The following is a 25,086-nucleotide window of genomic DNA, read 5'->3' as shown; positions in this document are numbered from 1 at the left end:
GGAGCCGCGCGATATGACGCACGGTATGGCGAGAAACGTGCGTGACAACCGGCCACCCGGTGCGGGGGGTGAGGAGCACGTTCCCGGCAATGTGCTCGTCTCGATCGGCGCGCTGCTGCTCGGCATGCTGCTCGCCGCCCTCGACCAGACCATCGTGGCCACCGCGCTGCCGACGATCGTTAGTGAACTGGGCGGCCTGGACCATCTCTCCTGGGTGGTGACGGCGTATCTGCTGGCGTCGACCGCCGCGACCCCGCTGTGGGGGAAGCTCGGCGACCAGTACGGGCGCAAGCGGCTGTTCCAGACCGCGATCGTGATCTTCCTCGTCGGCAGCGCGCTCTGCGGCGTGGCGCAGGACATGCCGCAGCTCATCGCCTTCCGGGCGGTGCAGGGGCTGGGCGGTGGCGGGCTGATCGTGCTGTCGATGGCGATCGTGGGGGATCTGGTCTCGCCGCGCGACCGTGGCCGCTACCAGGGGCTGTTCGGGGCCGTGTTCGGGGCGACCAGTGTGCTCGGGCCGCTGCTCGGCGGGCTGTTCACCGAACACCTCAGCTGGCGCTGGGTGTTCTACATCAACCTGCCGCTGGGCGTCGTCGCGCTCGCCGTCATCGCGACCGTGCTGCACCTGCCGCCCAAGCGGACCCGGCACACCATCGACTACCTCGGCACCTTCCTCATCGCCTCCGTGGCCACCTGCCTGGTCCTCGCGGCTTCCCTCGGCGGCACCACCTGGAGCTGGGGCTCTCCGCAGATCATCGGGCTGGTGGTGCTGGCGGCCGTGCTGACCGTGGCGTTCGTGCGCGTCGAACGCCGGGCCGCCGAGCCCGTACTGCCGCTGAAGCTGTTCCGGATCCGCACCTTCACGCTCTCCGCCGTCATCAGCCTGATCGTCGGGTTCGCCATGTTCGGGGCGATGACGTACCTGCCGACGTTCCTCCAGGTCGTGCACGGCGTGAGCCCGACCATGTCCGGCGTCCACATGCTGCCGATGGTGTTCGGGCTGCTGATCGCCTCGACCGGCTCCGGGCAGGTCGTCAGCCGCACCGGCCGCTGGAAGGTGTTCCCGATCGCCGGGACGGGCATCACCGCGCTCGGGCTGCTGCTGCTCCATGAGATGGACGCCGACAGTTCCACCGCCGAGATGAGCGCCTTCTTCTTCGTCTTCGGACTCGGTCTGGGCCTGGTCATGCAGGTGCTGGTGCTGATCGTGCAGAACGCCGTCTCGTACGAGGACCTCGGCGTCGCCACCTCCGGCGCGACCTTCTTCCGGTCCATCGGGGCGTCGTTCGGTGTCGCCGTCTTCGGGACCGTCTTCGCGGGGCGCCTCGGCGACGAGCTGACCGACGCCTTCCGGGGCACGGCCCTTCCGCCCGGCGCCTCCGTCGAGGGTCTGGAGTCCGACCCGCGCGGCATCGCCGCCCTGCCGCCGCCACTGCGCCCGCCCGCGCTGGAGGCGTACTCCACCGCCATCACGGACGTGTTCCTGTACGCCGCCCCCGTCGCCCTCCTCGGCTTCGTGCTGGCCTGGTTCCTGAGGGAGGACCGGCTGCGCGGCTCGGTCACGGCGCCCGACGTCAGCGAGACGCTGGCCAGCAATCCGGTGGAGCGGTCGTCGTACGACGAGGTGTGCCGCGCGCTGTCGGTGCTCGGCACGCGGGAGGGCCGCCGCGAGATCTACCGGCGGATCACCGAACGCGCGGGCTACGACCTGCTGCCCGCGGCGAGCTGGATGCTGCTGCGGATCAAGAAGTACGGCTCGGTGGAACCGGGTGTGCTGGCCGACCAGAGCCCCGTCCCGCTGCCGGTCATCCTGGAGGCCGCCCGGCAGCTCGAGGAGCGCCGCCTCGCCGTCCGGGAGGGCCTGGACCTGCGGCACACCGAGGCGGGGCGGACGGTCGCCGAGCGGCTGGCGCGGGCCCGCGAGGAGTCGCTGTCCGAGCTGCTCGGCGACTGGTGGGGGCCGGACCGGCCCACCGATCTGGTGCAGCTGGTCAGGGAGCTGAACGACGAGCTGTGCGGCTCGACGCGGGAGCAGCCGCACGAGGACCGGCCGCGGCCCCTGGCCCGCTCGCGCTGAGCAGGTCCTTGGCGAACCAGTGGTCGGCGTACGGCTCGGCGTTGTGCGGCGGGGTCTCGCGGTAGCCGAGGCGGGCGTACAGGGTCCGTGCCTCCACCAGGTCCCTGCGGGTGTCGAGGACGATCCGGGTCGCGCCGAGCGCGCGGGCGGCGTCCTCGGCCGCGGTCACCAGCAGCGGGGCGCCGCCCCGGCCGCGCATGCCCTCGGCCACGAACACCCGCTTCAGCTCGGCCGTCGTCGCGTCCAGCAGCCGTACGCCCGCCATTCCGGCCGGTGTCCCGCCGTACCGCGCCACCAGCAGGCGTCCGGCGGGCGGGGCGAGGCCCTCGCCGGGGTCGGCGGCGATCTCCCGCTCCAGTTCGGCGGGGTCGGTGCGGTGGCCCTCGTGCAGCAGGTACCAGCGGTCGCTGACCTCCGTGTAGTACGCCCGCCACAGGGCCGCGGCGACGGGGGAGCCCACGGGTTCGGGGGCGACGGTCCAGGCCTCGGTCGTGTCCATGCCGGTCATTGTGGGGTCGGCGCGGCGGCCTTCACGAACCGTTTGAGTGCCGTCACCGGGGCAACCCGGCAGGCGGACCGGCCGTGCGGCCGGTCGGGTCGAGAACCCGGAAGGCATTCATGTCCACTGGTTGGATCATTGCTCTGATCGTGATCGTGGCGGCCGTCGTGATCGTCGCGGCGGCCGTGATGGGGTTGCGCACCCGCCGCGGCGGCGTCGGCGGTACGTCTCTGAAGCGGCGCTTCGGACCCGAGTACGACCGGGTCGTGGCGCGGCACGACGGCGACGCCAAGGCGGCCGAGCGGGAACTCGCCGGGCGTCTGGAGCGCCATGGTGACCTGCGCGAACGGCCGTTGGCACCCGCCCAGCGCCAGCAGTTCGAGGCTCGCTGGACGGCCGCGCAGGAGCGCTTCGTCGACTCGCCGCGGGAGGCGGTGTCCGAGGCGGACCGGCTGCTCGCGGAGGTCGCCGGGGCGCGCGGCTTCCCGGACGGCGGGCAGTACGAGGAACAGCTCGCCGCGCTGTCCGTGCACCACGCGGACCATGTGAACGGCTACCGGCACGTGCACCGCGTCGCCCACGCGCCCGTCGGCGGGACGGCGGACGGGCGTCCCGCCGAGGGGCGGGACGCGGGCGCCGTCACCGAGGAGATGCGCGAGGCCATGGTCGAGGCCCGCGCCCTGTTCGAGGACCTGGTGGCCCCGTCCCGCCAGGACGACACCGACACCGGCCGGACCCCGGCGGGGGACACCGGTGAGCGGCGTGCCCCGGCCCACGCGGGCGGCCGGGCCCATCTGCCGTGGGCCTTCGGCAGGCGGCATCCGAAGGGGAGTTGAGGACATGTCCGACGCGACACGGCCGACCGGCGCGTTCGACGAGAACCCGGACCGGGGTGCGCAGCGCCGGGAGGACATCACGGGGCACGGGACGATGTCCGGTGCGCCGGGGGCGCAGGGTGTGCCTGGGACTCCTGGAAGCCCTGGGGCGACTGGGGCCCCTGGGTCGCAGGGGACTCACGCGGCGCGTGTGGCCGAGGCCGCGGCGCCCGCGGGTCACGGGACCCATGGGGCTCACGCGGCCCACGGCACCACCGCCGAGGGCTCCCACCGCGCCCCCCTCCTCCCGCACGAGGAGAGCGACAAGCTCACCCGGCGGATGGAGCACGCCGTCTCCGGCTTCATCGACGGGCCCCGGTCCGCCGTGGAGGAGGCGGACCACGCACTGGAGGAGATCGCCGCGCGCTTCACGGACGCCGTGACCCAGCGGCGCCGCACCCTCCGCATGTCCTGGCAGGACACGGACGAGGAGCGCACCACGACGGCCGACACGGAACAACTCCGGCTGGCCCTGCGGGACTACCGCGAACTGGCGGACCGGCTACTGCACCAGTAGCGAGCCCCAGGTCACCCGTAGGGACCCCAGGTCACCAGCAGGGAACCCCAGGTCACCAGTCGGGACCTCGGGTCACCAGCGGAAAACCTCAAGTCACCAGTAGGGACCCCCAGGTCACTCCGCCCGGCCCTCCCGCCACCGTCGCACCACGTCCTCGACGTCGTAGGGCTTGCGGCCCAGCGGGGGGCCGGGCGGTGGCTTGAGGAGCATGTCGCGGATCCTGGCGTTGACGTCCGCGATGATCTCCCGGACGAGGCGCTCCGAAGGGGCCCGCAGGGCCGCCGCGAGGGCTTCCTCGGCCTCCTTGCGCAGCTCCAGGGCGGGCGGCAGCACGGAGATGCCCTCGCGGGCGAGCTTCTGCCGGATCCACCAGTTCTCGTCGTACGACGTCCCCGCGGGGTCGGGGAGGGGCTTGCCCGCGCCGGGCAGCCGGTCGAAGTCGCCGCGGGCCTGGGCGTCCTGGATCTGCTTGTCCACCCACGACTCGAACGGCACACCCGGTGGCTTTCGCTCGGTCATGGACCCATTGTGCCGGACGGGACCGGGCCGGGCGTTTTATCATTCGGCGGCGGTGCGCCCAAGGCGGCCGCCGCCCAAGGACGTTCGACGGACCCTCACGCCGCCGCGCGGGGACACCTCACAGGGAGCGCACGTGCTCGAACTCACCATGGCCACCGTCTCGGGGGCGGACGAGGGCGCCACGGCCGGGATGCTCATGGCCGACGCGCCCAGCGACCCGGGTGCCGTGCTGCGGGTGGGCAGGGACCGCGCGGTGTGCCGCCTCGCGACGCCGCAGGACTGGCTGTTCGTCTCCCGCGTCCACCTCGAGTTCGTGTGCGGCCCGGACGGCACCTGGCAGGTGAGCTGGCTGCGCGGCTCCCAGCCCGACCCGTCCTCCGAGGTCCGCCTGACGGTCGGCGAGTACGCCCAGCCCCTCGTCTACGGCACGACCGTCCCCCTGCCCAGGGGCGGCAACGGCGAGCTGGTCATCCAGGACCGCACGGGGCCCCGGACGGTGAACGTCGGCTTCTACCACGAGGTCTGACGCGGGGCACCGGGCGGCGCGCCCCGGTGCCTCAGCCCAGCACCCGGGCCAGCGCGAAGCCGTCGTACCCCTTCGATCCCACCGTCTGGACAGCCGTACCGTCCAGCCGGGGATGCGCGCCGATGAGTTCGATGGCGGCGCGGGTGCCGCGGATGGCGGGGTCCGTGCTGCCGATGTCGGCCACGTGGCCGCCACGGACGACGTTGTCGACGATGATCAGGCTGCCCGCGCGGGTGAGTTTCAGGGCCCACTCGACGTAGTTGGCGTTGTTGGCCTTGTCGGCGTCGATGAAGACCAGGTCGAAGGGGGGCGGGTTCTCGTCGGCGAGCTGGGGGAGGGCGTCCAGGGCGGGGCCGGTCCGCACCTCCACGAGCTTCTCCAGGCCCGCGCGGGCGATGTTGCGGCTGGCCACCTCGGCGTGCCGGGGGTCGTACTCCAGGGAGATCAGCCTGCCGTCGGCGGGCAGGGCGCGGGCCAGCCAGATGGTGCTGTAGCCGCCGAGGGTGCCGATCTCCAGGATGGTCCGGGCGCCCTGGAGCTGGGCCAGCAGGTGGAGGAGCTTGCCCTGGGGCGCGCTGACGTTGACGTGCGGCAGTTCGGCGGCCTCGCTGTCGCGCAGGGCCGCCCGGAGCACCTCGTCGTCGGGGGCGAGGTGGCCGGAGAAGTAATCGTCGACGGCGTCCCAGGTCTTCGACTCGCTCATACGCTCTGCCTCTCGTATGCCTGTTTAGAAACCCTAACTAGTTTCCCTAAAGAGGGTAATCCCGTGTAGGCCTTCGTATGTGATCCATATCGCGTCGAGTGGAAGCAACCCGAACCCCGCCGCACTATCGTCTTCGGGACAAAGGAAGGTCGGACGTCAGGTGAAGCGGGGATGGCCTGCGTCTCCCTCCGGGGGTGGTGCGAGCCTCATACAGTTCGGGGGTTCGCGAAGGGATCGATCCCGCGCGCCAGCCGCGTGGGACGGACGGGGTGGGAGGGCCGACTAGGCGTGGCGAACGTGGAACGCACCGGGAGACCGCCGGAGCCGCTCGGAGCGACGGCCGTGGGCACGGCCGGGGCTCGGCTGCGGCTGGCCCGCGCGGGTCTGTGGGTGGTCGCCGCCATCCTCGCCGTACGGCAGATCACCGTCGTCCTGAGCACCCCCCGCGGGGAACGGCTGACCGATCTGGAGACCTGGGTCGGCCCGCACGGCGTCCTGCACGTCACCGGCTCGCTCTACGACTCCACCCGCTTCACCGGCACCCCGTTCGCGGGGCTCGTCCTCAAGCCCCTCACCCGTTCGGCCGAACAGGCCCTCGGCTGGGGCTGGACCTTCGGCACGCTGCTGCTGGTGGCCGCCCTCGGGCTGGTCGCCGCGCGCGCCCTGCCGCAGCCGGTGAGCCGCCGTACGTCGCTGTTCGCGGCGCCCGTGGCGATCTGTCTGCTGATGCTGTCGCTGCCCGTGCGCAACGCCTTCTGGCTCGGCCAGACCAGCATCATCCCCGTCCTGCTCGTCCTCCTCGGCTGCTTCGTCGTGCGCGGTGAGCGGGCCAGCGGCGCGCTGATCGGCGTTGCCGCCGCGCTCCAGCCGACCGTGCTGCTGTTCGCCGCGCTGCTGTGGTTCACCGGGCGGCGCCGGGCCGCCGCGTCCCTCGGGGCCGCGTTCGCCGGGTGTACGGCGCTGGCCTGGGCGGCGCTGCCGCACGACTCGTACACCTACTGGGTCCACCATCTGGCGGGCGTCGGTCTAGGCGGGCGCGCCGACGCGCTCGCCAACCAGTCCCTGCACGGCGCCCTGCTGCGGCTCGGCCTGTCCGGGCCGCTGGAGATCGCCCTCTTCCTGCTCATCGGCGCGACCGTCGCGGTGCTCGCCCTGCGCCGCGCCGTCCGCTACGCCCACGACGGCCAACTCCTCCTCGCGGTCGCCGTCACCGGCTGCGCCGCGATCCTGATCGCGCCCACGGCCTGGCAGCACCAGCTGCTGTGGGTGCTGCTCGCGGTCGTCGGGCGGGTCGGCAAACGCGCCTCCGACCGGCTGGTCTGGCCGGTCGCGGTCATCCTGGTGATGTCGCTGCCCGCGAAGTGGATCCTGCCGAACATGGCGGCGCTGTACCCCCTGCGCGACAACATCGTCCTGCTCGCCGCGCTGGCCGCCGCCACGGCCGTACCCTTCCTGCTGCGCGGCTCCCCGTACTTCCGCGAGCCCATCCCCACGGAGTACGCCCCACCGGTCCCCACCCGCTGGCGCCACATCCCCCTGCTGCCCTTCCTGCGCCGCGTCCTGGTCCGCCCGAACCTGCTCCTCGAGGCCCTGTTGATACGGGTCACCTACGCCGCCTACTCCCAGGTCCGCCTGGCGGCGACCGGCGGCACGATCTCCGGGGGCCGGGAGCGGGCGGAGGCGCACGGCCAGCAGATCCTGGACATGGAACGCGCGCTCGCCCTGGACATCGAGCACGCGGTCAACCACGCCGTGGTGAAGATCGACTGGCTGCGGGGCTTCTTCGACTTCTACTACACGTCCTTCCACTTCGTGGTCCCGCTGACGGTCCTCGGCATCCTGTACTGGCGGCGCCCCGTCGACTACCGCTGGGCGCGCTCCACCCTGGGCCTGACCACCCTGCTCGCCCTGGTCGGCTTCTGGCTCTACCCCCTCGCCCCGCCCCGCCTGATGCCGGACCTCGGCATCATCGACACCGTCCACGGCGTCCAGGACTTCACCAAGCCCGACTACGGCACCCTGACCGCGCTCACCAACCAGTACGCGGCGATGCCCTCGCTGCACTTCGGCTGGTCCCTGTGGTGCGGGGTGATCATCGCGATCGTCGCCCCGAAGGCGTGGATGAAGGCCCTCGGCCTCCTCCATCCCCTGTTCACCGCCTCCGCCATCGTCGCGACCGGCAACCACTGGGTCCTCGACGCGGTGGGCGGCGCGGTGGTGGTCGCGGCGGGCTTCGGGCTGGCGTTCGTCTTCCAGGGGCCGCGGGCCCGCCCCCAGGCGCGGGACGGGGACGGGAAGGGGGGCGGGTCGGCGAGTTCCTCGGCGGAGGGCCGTTATGTGGCGGCCGAGTGAAAGGGCAAATATGACCGACTGATGACCGATCATGGTCATACCTGGAGTAAGCCCTTTCGTGCATTGCACACTTACGACGTCCAGGGGCCCGGAGTCCTCCTCCGTGCTCCTGATCCGTACTCCTGCTCTGTACTTCCCAGGGCTCTCCGAAGGACGTCGCGCGATGCCCCACCCCGGCAGGTCACCCCTGTCCACCGCCCGTCACGCGGGCCGCTTGCTGTGCTGGAGCCTGGCGGCGGGCATGCTCACCGCCGCGACGGACCTGCTCCTCGCGCCCTCACCCGCCTGGTGGCACACCGCCTGGCCACTGCCCTGGTACGCCGCCTGCGCGTCGGCCGTCACCTGGGCCGTCCTGCGGTCCCGCGAGAAACGCGCCGCGGCGGACCGCCCACCGGAATGGGAACGGGCCGCCTGACGCTCGCACGCTCGGTGCCGACTGCCGACTGTCGACTGCCGTCTGTCTACTGCCGTCTGCCGTCTGCCGACTGCCGTCTGCCATCTGTCTACTGCCGTCTGCCGTCTGTCGTCTGCCGATGCCGGGGCTGCCGCCGTGGGACCCCGCCACGCTCACCGGCGCCCGCGACGGCGCACGCCCGCCCGAGCGGTCAGAGCCGCTGGATGATCGTGCCCGTCGCCAGCCCGCCCCCCGCGCACATCGTCACCAGCGCGAACTCCTTGTCCGTACGCTCCAGTTCGTGCAGGGCGGTGGTGATCAGGCGGGCCCCGGTCGCGCCGACCGGGTGGCCGAGGGCGATCGCGCCGCCGTTGACGTTCACCTTCTCCAGGTCCTGGTCGAAGACGCGCGCCCAGCTCAGGACGACCGCCGCGAAGGCCTCGTTGATCTCGACGAGGTCGATGTCGCGCAGGGACATGCCCGCCTTGCCGAGGACGGCGCGGGTGGCGTCGATGGGGCCGTCGAGGTGGAAGTGCGGGTCGGAGCCGACCAGGGCCTGGGCGACGACGCGGGCGCGGGGGCGGAGTTTGAGGGCGCGGGTCATGCGCTTGGAGGCCCACAGGATCGCGGCGGCGCCGTCGGAGATCTGGGAGGAGTTGCCCGCGGTGTGGACGGCCGTCGGCATGATCGGCTTCAGGCCCGCCAGCGCCTCCGCGGAGGTGTCGCGCAGTCCCTCGTCGCGGTCGACCAGGCGCCACATGCCCTGACCGGCGTACTGCTCCTCCTCGGTGGTGGGGACCTGCACGGCGAAGGTCTCCCGCTTGAAGCGCTCCTCGGACCAGGCGTGCGCGGCCCGCTGCTGGGAGAGCAGGCCGAGGGCGTCCACGTTCTCCCGGGTCAGGCCGCGGTGGCGGGCGATGCGCTCGGCGGCCTGGAACTGGTTGGGGAGGTCGACGTTCCACTCGTCGGGGAAGGGCTTGCCCGGACCGTGCTTGGAGCCGGAGCCCAGCGGCACCCGCGACATGGACTCCACGCCGCAGGAGATGCCGACGTCGATGACGCCCGCCGCGATCATGTTGGCCGTCATGTGGCTCGCCTGCTGCGAGGAGCCGCACTGGCAGTCGACGGTCGTCGCGGCCGTCTCGTAGGGCAGGCCCATGGTGAGCCAGGCGGTGCGGGCCGGGTTCATGGACTGCTCGCCCGCGTGGGTGACCGTGCCGCCGACGATCTGTTCCACGCAGTCGGCGGGGATGCCGGTGCGGCCGAGGAGTTCGCGGTAGGTCTCGCCCAGCAGATAGGCGGGGTGCAGCTGGGCGAGTGTGCCGCCGCGCTTGCCGATGGGGGTGCGGACGGCTTCGACGATGACGGGTTCGGCGGCCATGGGGGCGGTCCTCTCGTCGTGGAGGCGGCTCAGAACCAGTAACTAGTACGTGTTCTAGTTCTGTCTGCAGTCTGCTGACGCGGCGTCCATGACCGCAAGGGGTCTGCAGCCCGCCGCCGCACGGGTCTTGCGGTCTTCGGTCTCCCTCACTACCGTCACGGCAACTTCTGATGGACCGTCAGATGGCTGGAGTGAGTTGCCCATGCCCTGCCCGGCGCTGCCCGACGGCTTCGACTTCACCGACCCCGACGTGCTCCACCGCCGTGTGCCGCTGCCGGAGTTCGCCGAGCTGCGCCGGGCGGAACCGGTCCGCTGGATCCCGCAGCGCGCGGGACTGGCCGGATTCCAGGACGAGGGCTACTGGGCCGTCACCCGGCACGCCGACGTCCGCTATGTCTCCACGCACCCGGAGATCTTCTCGTCCACCGCGAACACCGCGATCATCCGCTTCAACGAGCACATCGAGCGCGACGCCATCGACGCCCAGCGGCTGATCCTGCTCAACATGGACCCGCCCGAGCACACCCGGGTCCGGCAGATCGTGCAGCGGGTCTTCACGCCGCGCGCCATCCGGGCGCTGGAGGACCGGCTGCGGACGCGGGCGCACGCCATCGTCGAGCGGGCCCGCGCCCAGGACCGGCCGTTCGACTTCGTCACCGAGGTCGCCTGCGAACTGCCCCTCCAGGCCATCGCCGAGCTGATCGGGATACCGCAGGACGACCGCGCCAAGATCTTCGAGTGGTCCAACCGGATGATCGCCTACGACGATCCGGAGTACGCCATCACCGAGGAGGTCGGCCAGGAGTCGGCCACCGAGCTGATCGCCTACGCCATGAACATGGCCGCCGACCGCAAACGCCGCCCGGCCCGCGACATCGTGACGACGCTCGTGGCGGCGGAGGACGAGGGCAACCTGGCCTCGGACGAGTTCGGGTTCTTCGTGCTGATGCTGGCCGTCGCGGGCAACGAGACCACCCGCAACGCCATCACCCACGGCATGCACGCCTTCCTCACCCACCCCGAGCAGTGGGACCTCTACACGAGGCGGCGCCCGGCGACCGCGGCGGAGGAGATCGTACGGTGGGCCACCCCCGTCGTCTCCTTCCAGCGCACCGCCACCCAGGACACCGAACTCGGCGGCAGGCGGATCGCCGAGGGCGACCGGGTCGGCCTCTTCTACGCCTCCGCCAACCACGACCCCGAGGTCTTCGACGACCCCGGCGCCTTCGACGTCACCCGGGACCCCAACCCCCACCTCGGCTTCGGCGGCGGCGGACCGCACTACTGCCTGGGCAAGTCCCTGGCGGTGCTGGAGATCGACCTCATCTTCAACGCCGTCGCCGACGCCATGCCGGGACTGACGCTCGTCGGGGAGCCACGGCGGCTGCGCTCGGCCTGGATCAACGGGGTGAAGGAGCTGCGGGTCAGCGCCTGACGCCCGAGGGAAAGGGTGAAGGCGGCGGCCCGGGGATCGGGGGCCGCCGCCTTCGTACCAAGGGGTCGCGCGGTGCGCGGGTGCCGGTCAGTACCAGCCGTTGGCCTGCCAGAAGTTCCAGGCGCCGACCGGGCTGCCGTAGCGGTCGTTCATGTAGTCGAGACCCCACTCGATCTGGGTCTTGGCGTTGGTCTTCCAGTCGGAACCGGCCGAGGCCATCTTGGAGCCCGGCAGGGCCTGGACCAGGCCGTAGGCGCCGGAGCTGGGGTTGGTGGCGTCGACGTCCCAGCCGCTCTCGTGCTGGACGATCTTGCTGAACGCGTTGTACTGCGTGGTGTCCGGGATCATCTGCTTCGCGATCGCCTTGGCGTCCGACGCCGAAGCGGTCGTCGCGGCGTGGGCCGGAGCGGCGCTCAGCGCCATACCGGCGGTGGCGGCGGCGACGGCGAGACCGGTGAGGGCCTTCTTGGGGGCGGCGATGCGACGGATGAAGGTGGCGGGCACGGTGAACCTTTTCTTCGGGGACGGTGGTGTCGCGGCGTGCCGTGACCACGCGGTGCGCGGCGGGGGCATGCGCTGGCGCCGCGGCCCTGGGGGCTCGTCGGCGCCGTGCGACGTCATCCAGAGAAGCAGGCCGGGAAGGGGTCCGCAATGACCCCTTTTACTAGTTGTGGTCGCATGTGGGCGGATCATCCGTCCTGTGACCTGGGTCTCAAACCCCAGGTCAGCGCGGGTAATGTCGAGGGCATGCCAGGCCGGATCGGCTACTAGGCGGCCTCGTTGGTGATCTGGGTCATGTGGGGTGGTTCACCACGTGAGTAACCACCCGCGCACGACTCCCTACCCAGCGGATCGGTCGAATGTGACCGGCGCCTCGAAAGCGGCCCGCCGCGTCGCCCGGCGCAGCGCCCTGAGCACCGCCGGACCGAGCACCAGCGTCAGTACGACGGTGACGACGGCGCGTCCCAGGTCCCAGCCGAGCGAGGTCGCCAGGCAGTACGCGACGAAGCGCGCCAGGTTGGTGGCCACGTCCGCGTCGGCGTCGAAGGCGATGTTCGAGGCGTTGGTGTCCATGAACGTCCAGCCCGCGAGGTTCATGACGGTGCCGTAGGCGAAGGCGGCCAGGAAGCCGTAGGCGGCGAGCAGCAGCAGCTCACCCCGGCCGCGCAGCCGGTCCGGGCCCGGCAGCAGCCCCGCGCCCATCGTGAACCAGCCCATCGACAGCATCTGGAACGGCAGCCACGGCCCCACCCCACCGGTGAGCAGCGCGGACGCGAACATCGTCACCGCGCCCAGGACGAAGCCGAAGCCCGGCCCGAGCACCCGGCCGCTGAGCACCATCAGGAAGAACATCGGCTCGATGCCCGCCGTCCCCGCGCCGATCGGGCGCAGCGCGGCCCCGGTCGCCGCCAGCACCCCGAGCATGGCGACCGCCTTGGGCCCCAGCCCGGACTCGGCGATCGTCGCCGCGACCACCGCCACGAGCAGCACGAGCAGCCCCGCGAACAGCCACGGCGCGTCCTTGGCGTGGGCGGCCACCTGCGACTCGGGCGGCACCAGGAAGGGCCACCCGACCGCCGCCACACCCACGGCGCTGACCAGGAGGAGCGCGGCGAGAGAGCGGGGGCCGAGGCGGATGGCGCGGGCCTGCCGGTCCCGCCGCGGCGGCGTCATGCGAGCGCCCCCCGCACCTGGGTGACCGTGAGCCAGGGCTGCGGCGCGAGGATCTTGGTGACCTGCGGGGCGAAGGACGGGGAGGAGACGACCACCTCGGCCGTCGGGCCGTCCGCGATCACCTCGCCCTCCGCGAGCAGCACCACCCGGTGCGCGATCTCCGCCGCCAGCTCCACGTCGTGCGTGGCCAGCACGAGGGCGTGCCCCTCGGCCGCCAGGTCCCGCACCACCTCGACCAGCCGGGCCTTCGCCGCGTAGTCCAGGCCACGGGTCGGCTCGTCGAGCAGCAGCAGCGGCGGCCGGGCGGTCAGCACGACCGCCAGCGCCAGGGCGAGCCGCTGCCCCTCCGACAGGTCCCGTGGGTGGGTGCCGTCGCCCACCCCGGGCAGCAGCCCGCTGACCAGCGCCCGGCAGGTACCCGGCGCCGCCCCCGCGTCCTCGTCGGCGGCCCGGCACTCGGCGGCCACGGTGTCGGCGTACAGCAGGTCCCGCGGCTCCTGCGGTACGAGACCGACACGGCGTACGAGGTCCCGCGGCGGCGTCCGGTGCGGGACCGCGCCACCGACGCGGACCGTGCCGGAGGTCGGCTCGACCAGGCCCACCAGCGCGGACAGCAGGGTGGACTTGCCCGCGCCGTTGCGGCCCATCAGGGCGACGGTCTCACCGGGGGAGACGGTGAGGTCGACACCGCGCAGGGCGGGGACCCGGCCCCGGCGGACGGCGAGGGAGCGTGCCTCGGCGGCGGAGGCCGCGGGGGCGGGGGCCGGGGTGCGCTTGCGCGGGAGGCCCCGGAGCGGGGAGGGCGCGGGACCGGGTCGGCGCGGCATCGGTGGTGCCGGTGCCGGTGCCGCCCCGCTCAGGCGCTCCCGCAGGGGCGCGGCCCGGCGACGGGCGTCGCGGATGGTCAGCGGCAGGGGCGACCAGCCCGCCAGTCGGCCCAGGCCGACCACCGGCGGGAAGACCGGCGAGACGGCCATCACGTCGGCCGGGGTGCCGAGGACCGGCGGGGCGCCCGGCGCGGGCAGCAGGACGACCTGGTCGGCGTACTGGACGACGCGTTCCAGCCGGTGTTCGGCCATCAGGACGGTCGTACCGAGGTCGTGGACGAGCCGCTGGAGGACCGCGAGGACCTCCTCGGCGGCGGCCGGGTCCAGGGCCGAGGTCGGCTCGTCGAGGACCAGCACCCGGGGGTGCGGGGTGAGCACCGAGCCGATCGCCACCCGCTGCTGCTGGCCGCCGGACAGGGTGGCGATGGGGCGGTCCCGCAGGTCCGCGAGGCCCAGCAGGTCGAGGGCCTCCTCCACCCGGCGCCGCATCACGTCCGGGGCGAGGCCGAGCGACTCCATGCCGTAGGCGAGTTCGTCCTCGACGGTGTCCGTCACGAAGTGGGACAGCGGGTCCTGGCCCACCGTGCCGACCACGTCGGCGAGTTCGCGCGGCTTGTGGGTGCGGGTGTCGCGGCCCGCGACCGTGACCCGGCCGCGCAGGGTGCCGCCGGTGAAGTGCGGGACGAGCCCGCTGACCGCGCCGAGCACGGTGGACTTGCCGACGCCCGACGGGCCGACCAGCAGGACGAGTTCACCCTCCGGGACCTCGAAGTCCACGTCACGGACGGTGGGTTCGACGGCCCCGTCATAGGTGACGGTCACGTCCTCGAAGCGGATCACGAGGGCTCCTTCGCGGGGGTGGTGACGAACGCCGGGAGGAGACCGAGGAGTACGGCGGCGGCGGGCCACAGCGGGAGTTCGGGGGCGACCAGCGGGACCACCCCGGGCCGCAGCGCCGCCGGGTCCCGGCTCGCGGCCAGCACCAGCAGCACGGCGACCCCGGCACCGGACCCGGCGACCAGCCAGGCCCGCAGGTCCCAGGGGTCCGGGCGGTACCGGGTGCGCGGGGTGCGCCTGCCGCCCAGCCACAGCCCGGCGAGCGCGGCGGCGAGTCCGGCCAGCAGCACCGGCAGCCCGTACGTGCCGCCCGCCGCCGTCAGCACGCCGTACGTGCCCGCGCAGACACCGAGCAGGCCGGTGAGGGTGAGCGCGGCCGTCGTACGGCGGACCGCGGCGGGGACGGCGGCGGTACGGCCGTATCCGCGCGCGTCCATCGCGGCGGCGAGGGCGACCGAGCGCTCCAGGGCGCCCTCCAGCACCGGCAGCCCGACCTGGAGCAGGCCCCGGATGCCCCTGTCCTGTCGGCCCCGCAGCCGCCGGGCGGCACGCAGCCGCCGCACGTCCGCGATGAGGTGCGGCGCGAAGGTGAGCGCCACGACCACCGCGACCCCCATCTCGTACAGCGCGCCCGGCAGTGACTTCAGCAGCCGGGTGGGACTGGCCAGGGCGTTCGCGGCGCCGACGCAGATCAGCAGGGTGGCCAGGCGCAGCCCGTCGTACAGCGCGAAGACCAGCCCCTCGGCGGTCACCTTGCCGCCCAGGCGGATGCCCCGCGCCCAGTCGGGGAGCGGGACTTCGGGCAGGGTGAGCAGGATGTGCGTGCCGGGGATGGGGGAGCCCAGGGCCACCGCGAACACCAGCCGGATCAGCAGCACGGCGACGGCCAGCTTGACGAAGGCGCCGTAGGAACGGGCCCAGGGGGTGTCCGGGCGGCGGGCCGCGACGACGTACGCGGAGACGGATATGAGCAGGCCGAGGAGGAGGGGGTTGGTGGTGCGGGTGGCGGCGGTACCGAGGCAGAGGGACCACAGCCACCAGGCGCCGGGGTGGACGGCGGCACGCTCACCCACGGCGGCGGGCCTGCCACACCGCTGCCGCGGCGAGCACGGCGACGACACCGGCGCCCGTGAGGAGACCCAGCGACGGGCCCCCGTCGCCGTCCTGCTCCGCCGCGCCTCCGTCCTCCGTCGCTATCTGCTCCCCGCATCCCCGCTCCGGATACCCCGCGATCGCGCACAACAGCGCGTTGGTGTCGTAGCGCAGGGGCTTCGCCACCGCGGCCAGGGCCTCGGCGGCGGAGGCGTCCGGGGACACGCTCGCGCAGGCCGTGCGGCGGGCGGGCGGGGTCTCGCCGGACGGGGCGTCCGCGCGGGTGCCGAAGTCGAGGACGAGGGCGACGCGTTTGCGGCCGTCCCGCGCGGGCGTGGACGCGCAGATGGCCGTGAAGTCCGCCGTGCCGCGCGGCTGGGCGGCGTCCTGGGAGTTCTCGCTCACCGAGAAGCGGAAGCCCTGGACGTCGCCGTCGGACGGGCGGACCAGGGACGGGCCCTGGCTGGCGTACGTCCAGCGGTCGCCCTCGCGCTCCCAGTACGACCAGTAGCGGTAGCCCGCGGCCCGCGCCGGGGCCGCGCCCGTGAGGGCGGCCAGCAGCGCGGCGAGCAGGAGCGCGGGCAGGGCGGCGGCACGGCGGCGGGACCTCACGGCTGCGACGGGCCCTTCTTGCGGCCGCTGATCAGGAAGCCGATGCCGATACCGGCGACGAGGAACACCCCGACCGTCCACAGCACGCCGAAGCCGGAGTCGTCGTCCTTCTCCGCCTCCTCCTGAGCCGCCTTCTCGGCGCCCGACTCCGCCGACTCCGGCGCCGGACCGGTCGCGTTCAGCCGCTTGACCAGGTCGTCGCCGCTGCCGTCGAAGTCCCGTACGTCGAACCCGGCCGCGTCGGCGGCGAGGATCAGCTGCGCGTACGCGGCCGGGCCGGACTGCTTGGCCCAGCCCTGGTAGTGGTCGCCGAGCCAGCGCAGCGCGGGGGCGGCCAGGTCGGCGTGTCCGGCGGTGGCGAGGGCGAGGGCGGCGTCGGCGGTGTTGCCGTAGTCGGGCTGGTCCTCGGCACCGGGCAGGGCGGACATCAGGTGGCCGTCCTCGCCGAGGGCGTCGACGAGGTGGGCGGCGCCGTTGCGCGCGGCCTGCCCGGCGCCGGTGGCCTTCGCGCAGGTGGGCTCGGTGCCGCCCGGCTTCGGGTCGGCGCCGGTCAGGCCCTTGCCGAGGGCGCCCACGACGGCCGCGGCGGTCGCGTCGGCGTTGGCGACGAGCTTGCCCTTCTTGTCGGGCTGGTAGGCGAAGGCACCGCCGCCGTCCTCCCCGCAGGGTATGGAGAGCGCCAGCAGCGCGTCATACGGGGACTTGCCGCCCTTCTCGACCTGCTCCGGCTTCTCGCCGACGGCGGCGAGCGCGCCGATGACGACGGAGGTGGAGTTGGCGTCGCTGGGGCTGCCCAGGGTGTAGCCCCAGCCGCCGTCCTCGTTCTGGGCGGACCTCAGCCAGGTGACGGCCTTGCCGGTCACGGCCTGGTGGCCACCGAGGGCGGCCATGGCCTGGACGGCGGCGGCGGTCTGGTTGGTGTCGACGGCGGTCCCGGCGTCGCAGGGCTGGCCCGGGTCGGCCCGGAAGGGCGCGAACGCGCCGCTGTCGCACTGCTGCGCGGCCAGCCACGCCACGGCCTCGGCGGCGGGCGTGACCCCCGCGGTGTCCTGGGCGAGCAGCGCCAGCGACTGCCGCCAGACGCCGTCGTAGGTGGGGTCGGCGGTGCCGTACAGGGCGGACGGCAGCGACGGGGACGGCGACGGGTCGGCGGCGTGGGCGACCGGGGCCGCGGCGGCGCCGATCACGGCGACGGCGGCCAGGGCCGCCGCACTGCGGCGGATGTTCATGATCGGCGGGTGCCTCTCTGTGCTGCTCGGGCAGCCGGGCAGCACGGGGCACCCCCGGCGGCTCGGCTCCGTATGCCTCGACGGTGCCGCACACCGGCCGGACGCCGGTGCGCTTGAGCCGGTCACTTTCGCCGTCCGGGGCATTCCGGCTCACCGGCCTTGCGGCGGTTCACGGATAGGGGCATCCCCTGTCCGAGCGAAGTCGAGGAACTTGGGGAAGGGTCAGCGCCGGATTTGCACCGGCTTCCCCCCGTACGGATGTGATGACGACCGGGCCATGCTACCGGTCCGTAGTTCAGGGGACGCCTGCCGGTCGCCTACAGCGCCCGGTACGCGGTCGGCTCGCTCCCCGCCACCGCCTCCGCCCGGCCCCGCTTCACCAGGTGCCGCAGATGGGCCTCGGCCTCGGCGACGGCGATCGTGCGGGAGGCGTGCGGGAGTTGGGGCCAGGGGCGGTTCCAGGTCATGCGGGTGGCGAGCTGCCAGGGGGTGAGGGGGGTGGTGAGCAGGGCGAGCAGGTCGGTGAGGCGGTGCTCGTGGTGGGCGAGGAGGCCGCCCACCCGTTCCGGGGCGCCGGTGAAGGGGTGCTGGTGGGCCGGGAGGATCTCGGCGGGGGCGAGACGGGCGACGCGTTCGAGGGAGTCGAGGTAGTCGCCGAGCGGGTCGGTGACCGTCGTGTCGTCCGGGTCCTCGTACAGGCCGATGTGCGGGGTGATCCCGGGCAGCAGGTGGTCGCCGGAGAAGAGGCGGCCGTGGCCGGGCAGCCGGGCCGGATGCTCCTCCTCCAGGTGCAGGCAGACATGGCCGGGTGTGTGTCCCGGCGTCCAGACGGCCCGCAGGCGGCGGCCGGGGAGGGGCAGGAGTTCGCCGGGGGTGATGTCGCGGTCGGGCAGCGCGGGGGAGAGGCCGGGGAGGCGGCTGGTGCGCGCCGTGCGCAGGGGCCCGGTGTGGTCGTCGGGGGCTCCCGCGGCGGTGAGCTTCGCGGCCATGTAGGAGAGCCAGCGCTCGGGGCGGGCGGTGCGGGTGCGGCGTACGACGGCGGCGTCCGCCGCGTGCATCGCGAGCCAGGCCCCGGACGCCTCCCGTACCCGGCCCGACAGGCCGTGGTGGTCGGGGTGGTGGTGGGTGATGACCACGCCGTGGATCTCGGCCGGTGCGGTGCCGCACGCCGCGAGGCCGTCGGCGAGGGTGTCCCAGGACGCCGGGTCGTCCCAGCCGGTGTCGATCAGGACGGGGCCGCGGTCGGTGTCCACGACGTACACCAGGGTGTGGCCGAGGGGGTTGTCCGGGATGGGGACCTGGACGGAGGTGACGCCGCCGCCGTGGTCGTGCACCTGCGCCATGGGCTCCCCAATCGCCGTGCCGCGCGGGCCTGTCCGCCCGGTCACTATAACTAGAACACGTTTCCATTGGGGGTGCGGGAGCCGTGGACGACGGGCCCCGGAGCTGCTATCAGTGCCAGTGACCACAGAATCTGATGGATCGTCAGGGGTGGACTGGCCATGACCGAGGTCACGGAGCACGGGCAGCTTTTCATCGGCGGGGAGTTGACCGACCCCCTGGGCAGGGACGTCATCGAGGTGGTCTCCCCGCACACCGAGGACGTCATCGGCCGGGTGCCGCACGCCGCGCCCGCGGACGTGGACCGGGCGGTCGCGGTGGCGCGCCGGGCGTTCGACGAGGGGCCCTGGCCGCGGCTGCCCCTGGACGAGCGGATCGCGGTCGTCAGCCGGATCAAGGACGGCATCGCGGCCCGGCACGAGGAGATCGCCCGCGTGATCTCGTCCGAGAACGGGTCGCCGTACTCCTGGAGCGTCCTCGCGCAGGCGCTGGGCGCGATGATGGTGTGGGACGCGGCGATCACGGTCGCGCGGGACTACGTGTACGAGGAGGGGCGCGACGGCGTCCTGGGCCGCATCCTCGTCCGGCGCGAACCGGTCGGGGTGGTCGCGGCGGTGGTCCCCTGGAACGTCCCGCAGTTCGTGGCGGCGGCGAAGCTGGCACCGGCGCTGCTGACCGGCTGCACAGTCGTACTGAAACCGTCCCCGGAGTCACCGCTGGACGCGTACGTCCTCGGTGAGATCGCGCGCGAGGCCGGGCTGCCGGAGGGTGTGCTGTCGATCCTCCCGGCGGACCGCGAGGTCAGCGAGTACCTGGTCGGGCACCCCGGCGTCGACAAGGTCGCCTTCACCGGCTCGGTGGCGGCGGGCAGGCGGGTCATGGAGGTGGCGGCGCGCAACCTGACCCGGGTGACGCTGGAGCTGGGCGGCAAGTCGGCGGCCGTGGTCCTGCCGGACGCGGACGTGGCGGCGACGGTGGCGGGGGTGGTCCCGGCGGCCTGGATGAACAACGGCCAGGCGTGCGTGGCCCAGACCCGCATCCTGCTCCCGCGCTCGCGCTACGACGAGTTCGCCGAGGCGTTCACCGCGGCGGCGGGCGCGCTGGTGGTGGGCGACCCGCTGGACCCGGCGACGCAGGTGGGCCCCCTGGTGGCGCGGCGCCAGCAGCAGCGGAATCTGGACTACATCCGCATCGGCCAGGAGGAGGGCGCCAAGATCCTCACGGGCGGCGGACGCCCGCCGGGCCGGGAGCGCGGCTGGTACGTCGAGCCGACCCTCTTCGGCGACGTCGACAACTCCATGCGCATCGCCCGCGAGGAGATCTTCGGCCCGGTGATCTGCCTGCTGCCGTACGGCGACGAGGCGGAGGCCGTGAAGATCGCCAACGACTCCTCGTACGGCCTGAGCGGCAGTGTGTGGACGGCGGACACCGAGCGGGGCGTCGCCGTCGCCCGGCAGGTGCGCACCGGCACCTACTCCGTGAACACCTTCAGCCTGGACATGCTCGGCCCGTTCGGCGGCTACAAGGACAGCGGACTGGGCCGGGAGTTCGGTCCCGAGGGCTACGGCGCCTATCTCGAGCACAAGATGATCCACCTCCCGGCCGGGTACGAGGAGGCGGTGCGCTGATGGGCGACCGCTGGCGGGTGGAGGTCGACCGCTCCCTGTGCGTCGGCTCCGCCCAGTGCGTCCACCACGCCCCGACCGCCTTCCGCCTCGACACGGGCCGCCAGTCCCACCCCGTCGAGGCGGTGGTGGACGCGGCCGAGGAGATCCTGACGGCGGCGGAGAACTGCCCCGTGGAGGCCATCTCGATCGAGCTGCTGGGCAGCGGGGAGCCGATTTTCCCGCCGGAGGACTAGCGCACGGGAAGGTGACCGATTTACTCTGTTTGTAGGCCTACGAGACGAGTGAGGGAGTTCGACCGGAGTAGCCGACTCTGGCGAGAGACCGAGTTGTACGGGTTTCCGCTGGTGCCGACGTCTACGGTCGGGCTGAGAGGCCGGAAGGACGTACGACCGCGAGGCGTACGCCTGGAAGGCGACCCCCACCACCTGATCCGGACAATACCGGCGAAGGGAACCCGCCTCGTAGGTCGTTTCCTATGCCCGCTGGGGCTCCGCGTCGATGACCGGTTCCGTCAGGTCGATCAGGCGGCACACCATCTCGATGTCGATCCGCACCTGGGCGATGGAGGCGCGGCCCGAGAGCCAGGTGGTGAGGGCCGAGTGCCAGGTGTGCTCGATGACGCGCACGGCGGAGAGCTGGTCGGGGGTGGGCGGGGTGGTCAGGCCCATGGCCTCCAGGATGATCGCCGTCGTCTGCCGGGAGACCTGGTCCACCTCCGGGCTCACACTGCGGTCGGCGAAGGTGAGCGCCCTGACCATCGCGTCGGCCAGGTGCGGCTCGCGCTGCAGGGCGCGGAAGGCCCGCATCAGGGTCACCGCCACCCGCTCCGACGCCCGCTCGCCCGCGGGCGGCTTCTTGCGCAGGGTGCCGTGCATGTGGTCGAGCTGGTCCTGCATGGTCGCGACCAGCAGGTGGATCTTGGAGGGGAAGTAGCGGTACAGCGTGCCCAGGGCCACCTGGGAGGACTCCGCGACCTCCCGCATCTGCACCGCGTCGAACCCGCCCCGGCTGGCCAGCTGGGCGCAGGCGTGCAGGATGCGGCGGCGCCGGGCCGCCTGTCGCTCGGTGAGCGGCGGCGCGTCGGGGCGCGCGCTGCCGACATCCGCCTTGGCCACCTTCTCCACCTTGCCCACTCTGTCCGCTCCGCCGTGTGTGGACGGGCTCGCGCCGTGGCGCGAATCACCTGATCCACTGGTCACAGCCCACCTACCTGCCGGTAGATTCGGACCCTCCGGACGATCAAGTCTGAAACTTGTTCTAGATTAGCGTCCCGGCGTAGTCTCGCGAAGTGCAGGCAGAAGGGGGCCCAGAGTGACCGCTGAGGCCAGTCAGGCGGGTCCCCGTCAGGACCACCTCGCCGCCGACGGCTTGCGACCGCTCCGCATCGCACTCCTCACCTACAAAGGGAACCCGTTCTGCGGCGGCCAGGGCGTCTACGTCCGGCACCTCTCCCGCGAGCTGGCCCGCCTCGGACACCGGGTCGAGGTCATCGGCGCCCAGCCGTACCCCGTCCTCGACGAGTCCCCGGGCGGCCCGACCCTCACCGAGCTGCCCAGTCTCGACCTCTACCGCCAGCCCGACCCCTTCCGCACGCCGGGCCGCGACGAGTACCGCGACTGGATCGACGCGCTCGAGGTCGCCACGATGTGGACCGGCGGCTTCCCCGAACCCCTGACGTTCTCCCTGCGCGCCCGCCGCCATCTGCGCGCCCGGCGCGGTGACTTCGACGTCGTGCACGACAACCAGACCCTGGGCTACGGCCTGTTGGGCGACATCGGCGCCCCCCTGGTCACCACCGTCCACCACCCCATCACCGTGGACCGGCGGCTGGAGCTGGACGCCGCCCCGACCCGTGGCCGCCGGTGGTCCGTGCGGCGCTGGTACGCCTTCGCCCGGATGCAGAAGCGCGTCGCGCGCCGACTGCCCTCCGTGCTCACCGTCTCCGGCACCTCCCGCGCCGAGATCGTCGAACACCTCGGCGTCCGCGAGGACCGGGTCCACGTCGTGCACATCGGCGCCGACACCGACCTCTTCTCGCCCGATCCGTCGGTGCCGCGGGTGCCGGGGCGGATCGTCACCACCTCCAGCGCCGATGTGCCGCTCAAGGGCCTGGTCTTCCTCGTCGAGGCCCTGGCCAAGGTCCGCGCCGAGCACCCCACCGCCCACCTCGTCGTCGTGGGCAAGCGGCCCGAGGAGGGGCCGGTGGCGCGGGTGATCGAGCGCTACGGCCTCCAGGGCGCCGTCGACTTCGTCAAGGGCATCTCCGACGCCGAACTGGTCGACTTGGTGCGCTCGGCGCAGGTCGCGTGCGTGCCGTCGCTCTACGAGGGCTTCTCCCTCCCGGCCGCCGAGGCCATGGCCACCGGAACGCCGCTGCTCGCCACCACCGGCGGCGCGATCCCCGAGGTCGCCGGACGCGACGGGGAGACCTGCCTCGCGGTGCCTCCCGGCGACGCGGACGCCCTGGCCGCCGGTCTGACCCGCCTGCTGGCCGACCCCGACCTGCGGGCACGCCTGGGCGCGGCGGGCCGCGAGCGCGTCCTGCGGCACTTCACCTGGGCCCGGGCGGCGCAGGGGACGGTGGCTCACTACCGCGAGGCCATCGCCCGTACCCGGGGTTCCGTCTCGACCGCGGCCTCGGCTCCCGCCCCGGCGTCCGACCTCCCGGCGTCCGCCGCGCCCACCGAGGCCCCCACCGCCTCGCCCCGTGTCACCAGCGTCTACCCCGAAAGCAGGGCCACGTGCTGACCGTCGACTTCTCCCGGTTCCCGCTCGCCCCGGGGGACCGTGTCCTGGACCTCGGCTGTGGTGCGGGGCGGCACGCGTTCGAGTGCTACCGGCGTGGCGCGCGCGTCGTGGCGCTGGACCAGAACGGCGAGGAGATCCGCGAGGTCGCCAAGTGGTTCGCGGCGATGCGGGAGGCCGGTGAGGCGCCCGCCGGGGCCACCGCCACCGCCATGGAGGGCGACGCGCTCGCGCTGCCGTTCCCCGACGAGTCCTTCGACGTGGTGATCATCTCCGAGGTGATGGAGCACATCCCCGACGACAAGGGCGTCCTCGCCGAGATGGTCCGGGTGCTCAAGCCGGGCGGCCGGATAGCCGTCACCGTCCCGCGCTACGGCCCCGAGAAGGTCTGCTGGACCCTCTCCGACGCCTACCACGAGGTCGAGGGCGGGCACATCCGCATCTACAGGGCCGACGAACTGCTGGCCAAGATGCGCGAGGCCGGTCTCAGGCCCTACGGCACCCACCACGCCCACGCCCTGCACTCCCCGTACTGGTGGCTGAAGTGCGCGTTCGGCGTCGACAACGACAAGGTGCTGCCGGTGCGGGCGTACCACAAGCTGCTGGTCTGGGACATCATGAAGAAGCCCCTGGCCACCCGGGTCGCCGAGCAGGCGCTCAACCCGCTGATCGGCAAGAGCTTCGTGGCGTACGCCACCAAGCCCCACCTCCCGCGGGTGCCCGAGGCGGACGCCAAGTGACCACCCCCCGCACCGACCACCTCGTCCTGCCCGGCGTACTCACCGCCGACGAGGCCGCCGAGACCGTACGCGCCCTGCTCGCGGTGCAGCGCGCGGACGGAGCCATACCCTGGTTCCGGGGGCACCACCTCGACCCCTGGGACCACACCGAGGCCGCCATGGCCCTGGACGCGGCCGGTGAACACGAGGCCGCCGAGCGGGCCTACGAGTGGCTGCGCCGCCACCAGAACGCCGACGGCTCCTGGTACGCCGCCTACGCCGACGGGGACGCCACCGCCGTCACCGACCGGGGGCGCGAGACCAACTTCGTCGCCTATGTGGCCGTGGGCGTCTGGCACCACTACCTCGCCACCGGCGACGACGCCTTCCTCGACCGCATGTGGCCGACCGTCCACGCCGCCGTCGAGTTCGTGCTCGAACTCCAGCAGCCGGACGGCCGTATCGGCTGGCGCCGCGAGGACGACGGCACCGCCACCTCCGACGCCCTGCTCACCGGCTGCTCCTCCGTCCACCACGCCCTGCGCTGCGCCCTCGCCATCGCCGAGCAGCGCGAAGAGGCCCAGCCCGACTGGGAGTTGGCGCTGGGCACCCTGCGGCACGCGATCCGGCGGCACCCCGAGCGGTTCCTGGACAAGGCCCGCTACTCCATGGACTGGTACTACCCCGTCCTCGGCGGCGCGCTGACCGGCGCGGAGGCCAAGGAGCGGATCGAGGAGGGCTGGGACCGCTTCGTCGTGCCCGGCTTCGGCGTGCGCTGCGTCGTCCCCAACCCGTGGGTGACCGGCGGCGAGTCCGCCGAACTCGCCCTCACGCTCTGGGCGGTCGGCGAGTCCGACCGCGCGCTGGAGATCCTCCAGTCCATCCAGCAACTGCGCGACACCGAGTCGGGCATGTACTGGACGGGCCTGGTCTTCGAGGACAAGGTGATCTGGCCGGAGGAACTGACCTCCTGGACCGCGGGCTCGCTGCTCCTCGCCGTGGCCGCGCTCGGCGGCGACGAGGCCACCTGCTCGGTCTTCGGCGGCGACCAGCTGCCGCGCGGTCTGGACGACGTGGACACGGACTGCTGCTGACGAAGCGGCG

Annotated in this window: 24 protein-coding genes; 12 read left to right on the top strand and 12 right to left on the bottom strand. The window is 73.1% G+C overall.

Features of this window, described 5'->3' with window-relative positions:
• Window positions 1-25: 25 nt before the first annotated feature.
• Window positions 26-2,077, top strand: a complete 2,052-nt coding sequence (locus tag ACFVQG_RS18000) for a DHA2 family efflux MFS transporter permease subunit (RefSeq protein ID WP_383383446.1) — start codon at window positions 26-28, stop codon at window positions 2,075-2,077.
• On the opposite strand, the gene ACFVQG_RS17995 is transcribed toward ACFVQG_RS18000, so the two are convergent.
• Window positions 1,992-2,576, bottom strand: a complete 585-nt coding sequence (locus ACFVQG_RS17995) for a GNAT family N-acetyltransferase (RefSeq protein ID WP_383383443.1) — start codon at window positions 2,574-2,576, stop codon at window positions 1,992-1,994. The genes ACFVQG_RS18000 and ACFVQG_RS17995 overlap by 86 nt on opposite strands.
• A 119-nt stretch (window positions 2,577-2,695) precedes the next feature.
• Here ACFVQG_RS17995 and ACFVQG_RS17990 point away from each other — a divergent pair, with 119 nt between their 5' ends.
• Both ACFVQG_RS17990 and ACFVQG_RS17985 read left to right on the top strand, forming a co-directional pair.
• Entirely contained in the window at window positions 2,696-3,412 is a 717-nt protein-coding gene (locus ACFVQG_RS17990) for a hypothetical protein (protein WP_383383440.1), read from the top strand.
• A 190-nt stretch (window positions 3,413-3,602) separates the two neighbouring features.
• Window positions 3,603-3,968: a hypothetical protein gene (locus ACFVQG_RS17985; RefSeq protein ID WP_383383437.1), complete on the top strand. Its 366-nt coding sequence runs from the start codon at window positions 3,603-3,605 to the stop codon at window positions 3,966-3,968.
• Between the two features lie 114 nt (window positions 3,969-4,082).
• On the opposite strand, the gene ACFVQG_RS17980 is transcribed toward ACFVQG_RS17985, so the two are convergent.
• Window positions 4,083-4,487: a DUF1992 domain-containing protein gene (locus tag ACFVQG_RS17980; RefSeq protein ID WP_383383435.1), complete on the bottom strand. Its 405-nt coding sequence runs from the start codon at window positions 4,485-4,487 to the stop codon at window positions 4,083-4,085.
• A 133-nt stretch (window positions 4,488-4,620) separates the two neighbouring features.
• Between ACFVQG_RS17980 and ACFVQG_RS17975 the strand changes: the two genes are divergently transcribed.
• Entirely contained in the window at window positions 4,621-5,013 is a 393-nt protein-coding gene (locus ACFVQG_RS17975; RefSeq protein ID WP_383383432.1) for a hypothetical protein, read from the top strand.
• Window positions 5,014-5,044: 31 nt separating this feature from the next.
• Here ACFVQG_RS17975 and ACFVQG_RS17970 read toward each other — a convergent pair whose 3' ends face one another.
• The gene (locus ACFVQG_RS17970) at window positions 5,045-5,716 is read right to left on the bottom strand and encodes an O-methyltransferase (RefSeq protein WP_383383429.1); all 672 of its coding nucleotides are present in this window, start codon (window positions 5,714-5,716) and stop codon (window positions 5,045-5,047) included.
• Between the two features lie 288 nt (window positions 5,717-6,004).
• On the opposite strand from ACFVQG_RS17970, the gene ACFVQG_RS17965 reads away from it, so the two are divergent.
• Both ACFVQG_RS17965 and ACFVQG_RS17960 read left to right on the top strand, forming a co-directional pair.
• The gene (locus ACFVQG_RS17965) at window positions 6,005-8,068 is read left to right on the top strand and encodes a bifunctional glycosyltransferase 87/phosphatase PAP2 family protein (RefSeq protein WP_383383426.1); all 2,064 of its coding nucleotides are present in this window, start codon (window positions 6,005-6,007) and stop codon (window positions 8,066-8,068) included.
• Window positions 8,069-8,231: 163 nt separating this feature from the next.
• Window positions 8,232-8,483: a hypothetical protein gene (locus ACFVQG_RS17960; RefSeq protein ID WP_383383423.1), complete on the top strand. Its 252-nt coding sequence runs from the start codon at window positions 8,232-8,234 to the stop codon at window positions 8,481-8,483.
• A gap of 190 nt (window positions 8,484-8,673) precedes the next feature.
• On the opposite strand, the gene ACFVQG_RS17955 is transcribed toward ACFVQG_RS17960, so the two are convergent.
• On the bottom strand, window positions 8,674-9,843 hold the full coding sequence (locus tag ACFVQG_RS17955; protein WP_383383418.1) for a steroid 3-ketoacyl-CoA thiolase: 1,170 nt from the start codon (window positions 9,841-9,843) through the stop codon (window positions 8,674-8,676).
• A gap of 202 nt (window positions 9,844-10,045) precedes the next feature.
• On the opposite strand from ACFVQG_RS17955, the gene ACFVQG_RS17950 reads away from it, so the two are divergent.
• Window positions 10,046-11,278, top strand: coding sequence for a cytochrome P450 (locus tag ACFVQG_RS17950; RefSeq protein WP_383383415.1), 1,233 nt, complete (start codon window positions 10,046-10,048; stop codon window positions 11,276-11,278).
• A gap of 87 nt (window positions 11,279-11,365) precedes the next feature.
• Here the strand turns inward: ACFVQG_RS17950 and ACFVQG_RS17945 are convergent, their stop codons facing one another.
• The 7 genes from ACFVQG_RS17945 to ACFVQG_RS17915 form a co-directional block, all read right to left on the bottom strand.
• Window positions 11,366-11,782: a transglycosylase SLT domain-containing protein gene (locus tag ACFVQG_RS17945; RefSeq protein ID WP_383383412.1), complete on the bottom strand. Its 417-nt coding sequence runs from the start codon at window positions 11,780-11,782 to the stop codon at window positions 11,366-11,368.
• Between the two features lie 336 nt (window positions 11,783-12,118).
• Complete coding sequence (locus tag ACFVQG_RS17940) at window positions 12,119-12,952, bottom strand: ECF transporter S component (protein ID WP_383383408.1); 834 nt, start codon at window positions 12,950-12,952, stop codon at window positions 12,119-12,121.
• A complete protein-coding gene (locus ACFVQG_RS17935) occupies window positions 12,949-14,619 on the bottom strand; it encodes an ABC transporter ATP-binding protein (RefSeq protein WP_383383405.1) in 1,671 nt (556 codons plus the stop codon). The genes ACFVQG_RS17940 and ACFVQG_RS17935 overlap by 4 nt, the downstream gene beginning before the upstream one ends.
• Window positions 14,616-15,737 carry an energy-coupling factor transporter transmembrane component T gene (locus tag ACFVQG_RS17930; RefSeq protein WP_383383401.1) on the bottom strand — a complete coding sequence of 374 codons (1,122 nt, stop codon included), beginning with the start codon at window positions 15,735-15,737 and terminating at the stop codon, window positions 14,616-14,618. The genes ACFVQG_RS17935 and ACFVQG_RS17930 overlap by 4 nt, the downstream gene beginning before the upstream one ends.
• On the bottom strand, window positions 15,682-16,320 hold the full coding sequence (locus tag ACFVQG_RS17925) for an SCO2322 family protein (RefSeq protein ID WP_383383398.1): 639 nt from the start codon (window positions 16,318-16,320) through the stop codon (window positions 15,682-15,684). Before ACFVQG_RS17925 ends, ACFVQG_RS17930 begins: the two co-directional genes overlap by 56 nt.
• Window positions 16,317-17,549 (bottom strand): prenyltransferase/squalene oxidase repeat-containing protein, encoded by a 1,233-nt coding sequence (locus tag ACFVQG_RS17920; protein ID WP_383383395.1) that lies wholly within the window; start codon window positions 17,547-17,549, stop codon window positions 16,317-16,319. Before ACFVQG_RS17920 ends, ACFVQG_RS17925 begins: the two co-directional genes overlap by 4 nt.
• Before the next feature lie 317 nt (window positions 17,550-17,866).
• A complete protein-coding gene (locus ACFVQG_RS17915) occupies window positions 17,867-18,892 on the bottom strand; it encodes an MBL fold metallo-hydrolase (RefSeq protein ID WP_383383392.1) in 1,026 nt (341 codons plus the stop codon).
• 159 nt (window positions 18,893-19,051) lie between these two features.
• Here ACFVQG_RS17915 and ACFVQG_RS17910 point away from each other — a divergent pair, with 159 nt between their 5' ends.
• Both ACFVQG_RS17910 and ACFVQG_RS17905 read left to right on the top strand, forming a co-directional pair.
• Complete coding sequence (locus tag ACFVQG_RS17910) at window positions 19,052-20,518, top strand: aldehyde dehydrogenase (RefSeq protein WP_383383389.1); 1,467 nt, start codon at window positions 19,052-19,054, stop codon at window positions 20,516-20,518.
• Complete coding sequence (locus ACFVQG_RS17905; protein ID WP_383383386.1) at window positions 20,518-20,751, top strand: ferredoxin; 234 nt, start codon at window positions 20,518-20,520, stop codon at window positions 20,749-20,751. Before ACFVQG_RS17910 ends, ACFVQG_RS17905 begins: the two co-directional genes overlap by 1 nt.
• A gap of 240 nt (window positions 20,752-20,991) precedes the next feature.
• Here the strand turns inward: ACFVQG_RS17905 and ACFVQG_RS17900 are convergent, their stop codons facing one another.
• Window positions 20,992-21,651, bottom strand: a complete 660-nt coding sequence (locus ACFVQG_RS17900; protein ID WP_383383383.1) for a TetR family transcriptional regulator — start codon at window positions 21,649-21,651, stop codon at window positions 20,992-20,994.
• A gap of 178 nt (window positions 21,652-21,829) precedes the next feature.
• Here ACFVQG_RS17900 and ACFVQG_RS17895 point away from each other — a divergent pair, with 178 nt between their 5' ends.
• Genes ACFVQG_RS17895 through ACFVQG_RS17885 form a run of 3 tightly spaced genes read left to right on the top strand, consistent with a single transcriptional unit; the run spans window position 21,830 to window position 25,076 of the window.
• On the top strand, window positions 21,830-23,266 hold the full coding sequence (locus tag ACFVQG_RS17895) for a glycosyltransferase family 4 protein (RefSeq protein WP_383383380.1): 1,437 nt from the start codon (window positions 21,830-21,832) through the stop codon (window positions 23,264-23,266).
• The gene (locus ACFVQG_RS17890) at window positions 23,260-24,003 is read left to right on the top strand and encodes a methyltransferase domain-containing protein (protein WP_383383377.1); all 744 of its coding nucleotides are present in this window, start codon (window positions 23,260-23,262) and stop codon (window positions 24,001-24,003) included. The genes ACFVQG_RS17895 and ACFVQG_RS17890 overlap by 7 nt, the downstream gene beginning before the upstream one ends.
• The gene (locus ACFVQG_RS17885; RefSeq protein ID WP_383383375.1) at window positions 24,000-25,076 is read left to right on the top strand and encodes a prenyltransferase/squalene oxidase repeat-containing protein; all 1,077 of its coding nucleotides are present in this window, start codon (window positions 24,000-24,002) and stop codon (window positions 25,074-25,076) included. The genes ACFVQG_RS17890 and ACFVQG_RS17885 overlap by 4 nt, the downstream gene beginning before the upstream one ends.
• Window positions 25,077-25,086 lie beyond the last annotated feature (10 nt).

Source organism: Streptomyces sp. NPDC057877, assembly GCF_042796855.1.
Lineage (GTDB): Bacteria > Actinomycetota > Actinomycetes > Streptomycetales > Streptomycetaceae > Streptomyces.
This window is presented reverse-complemented; position numbering and strand designations above follow the sequence as displayed.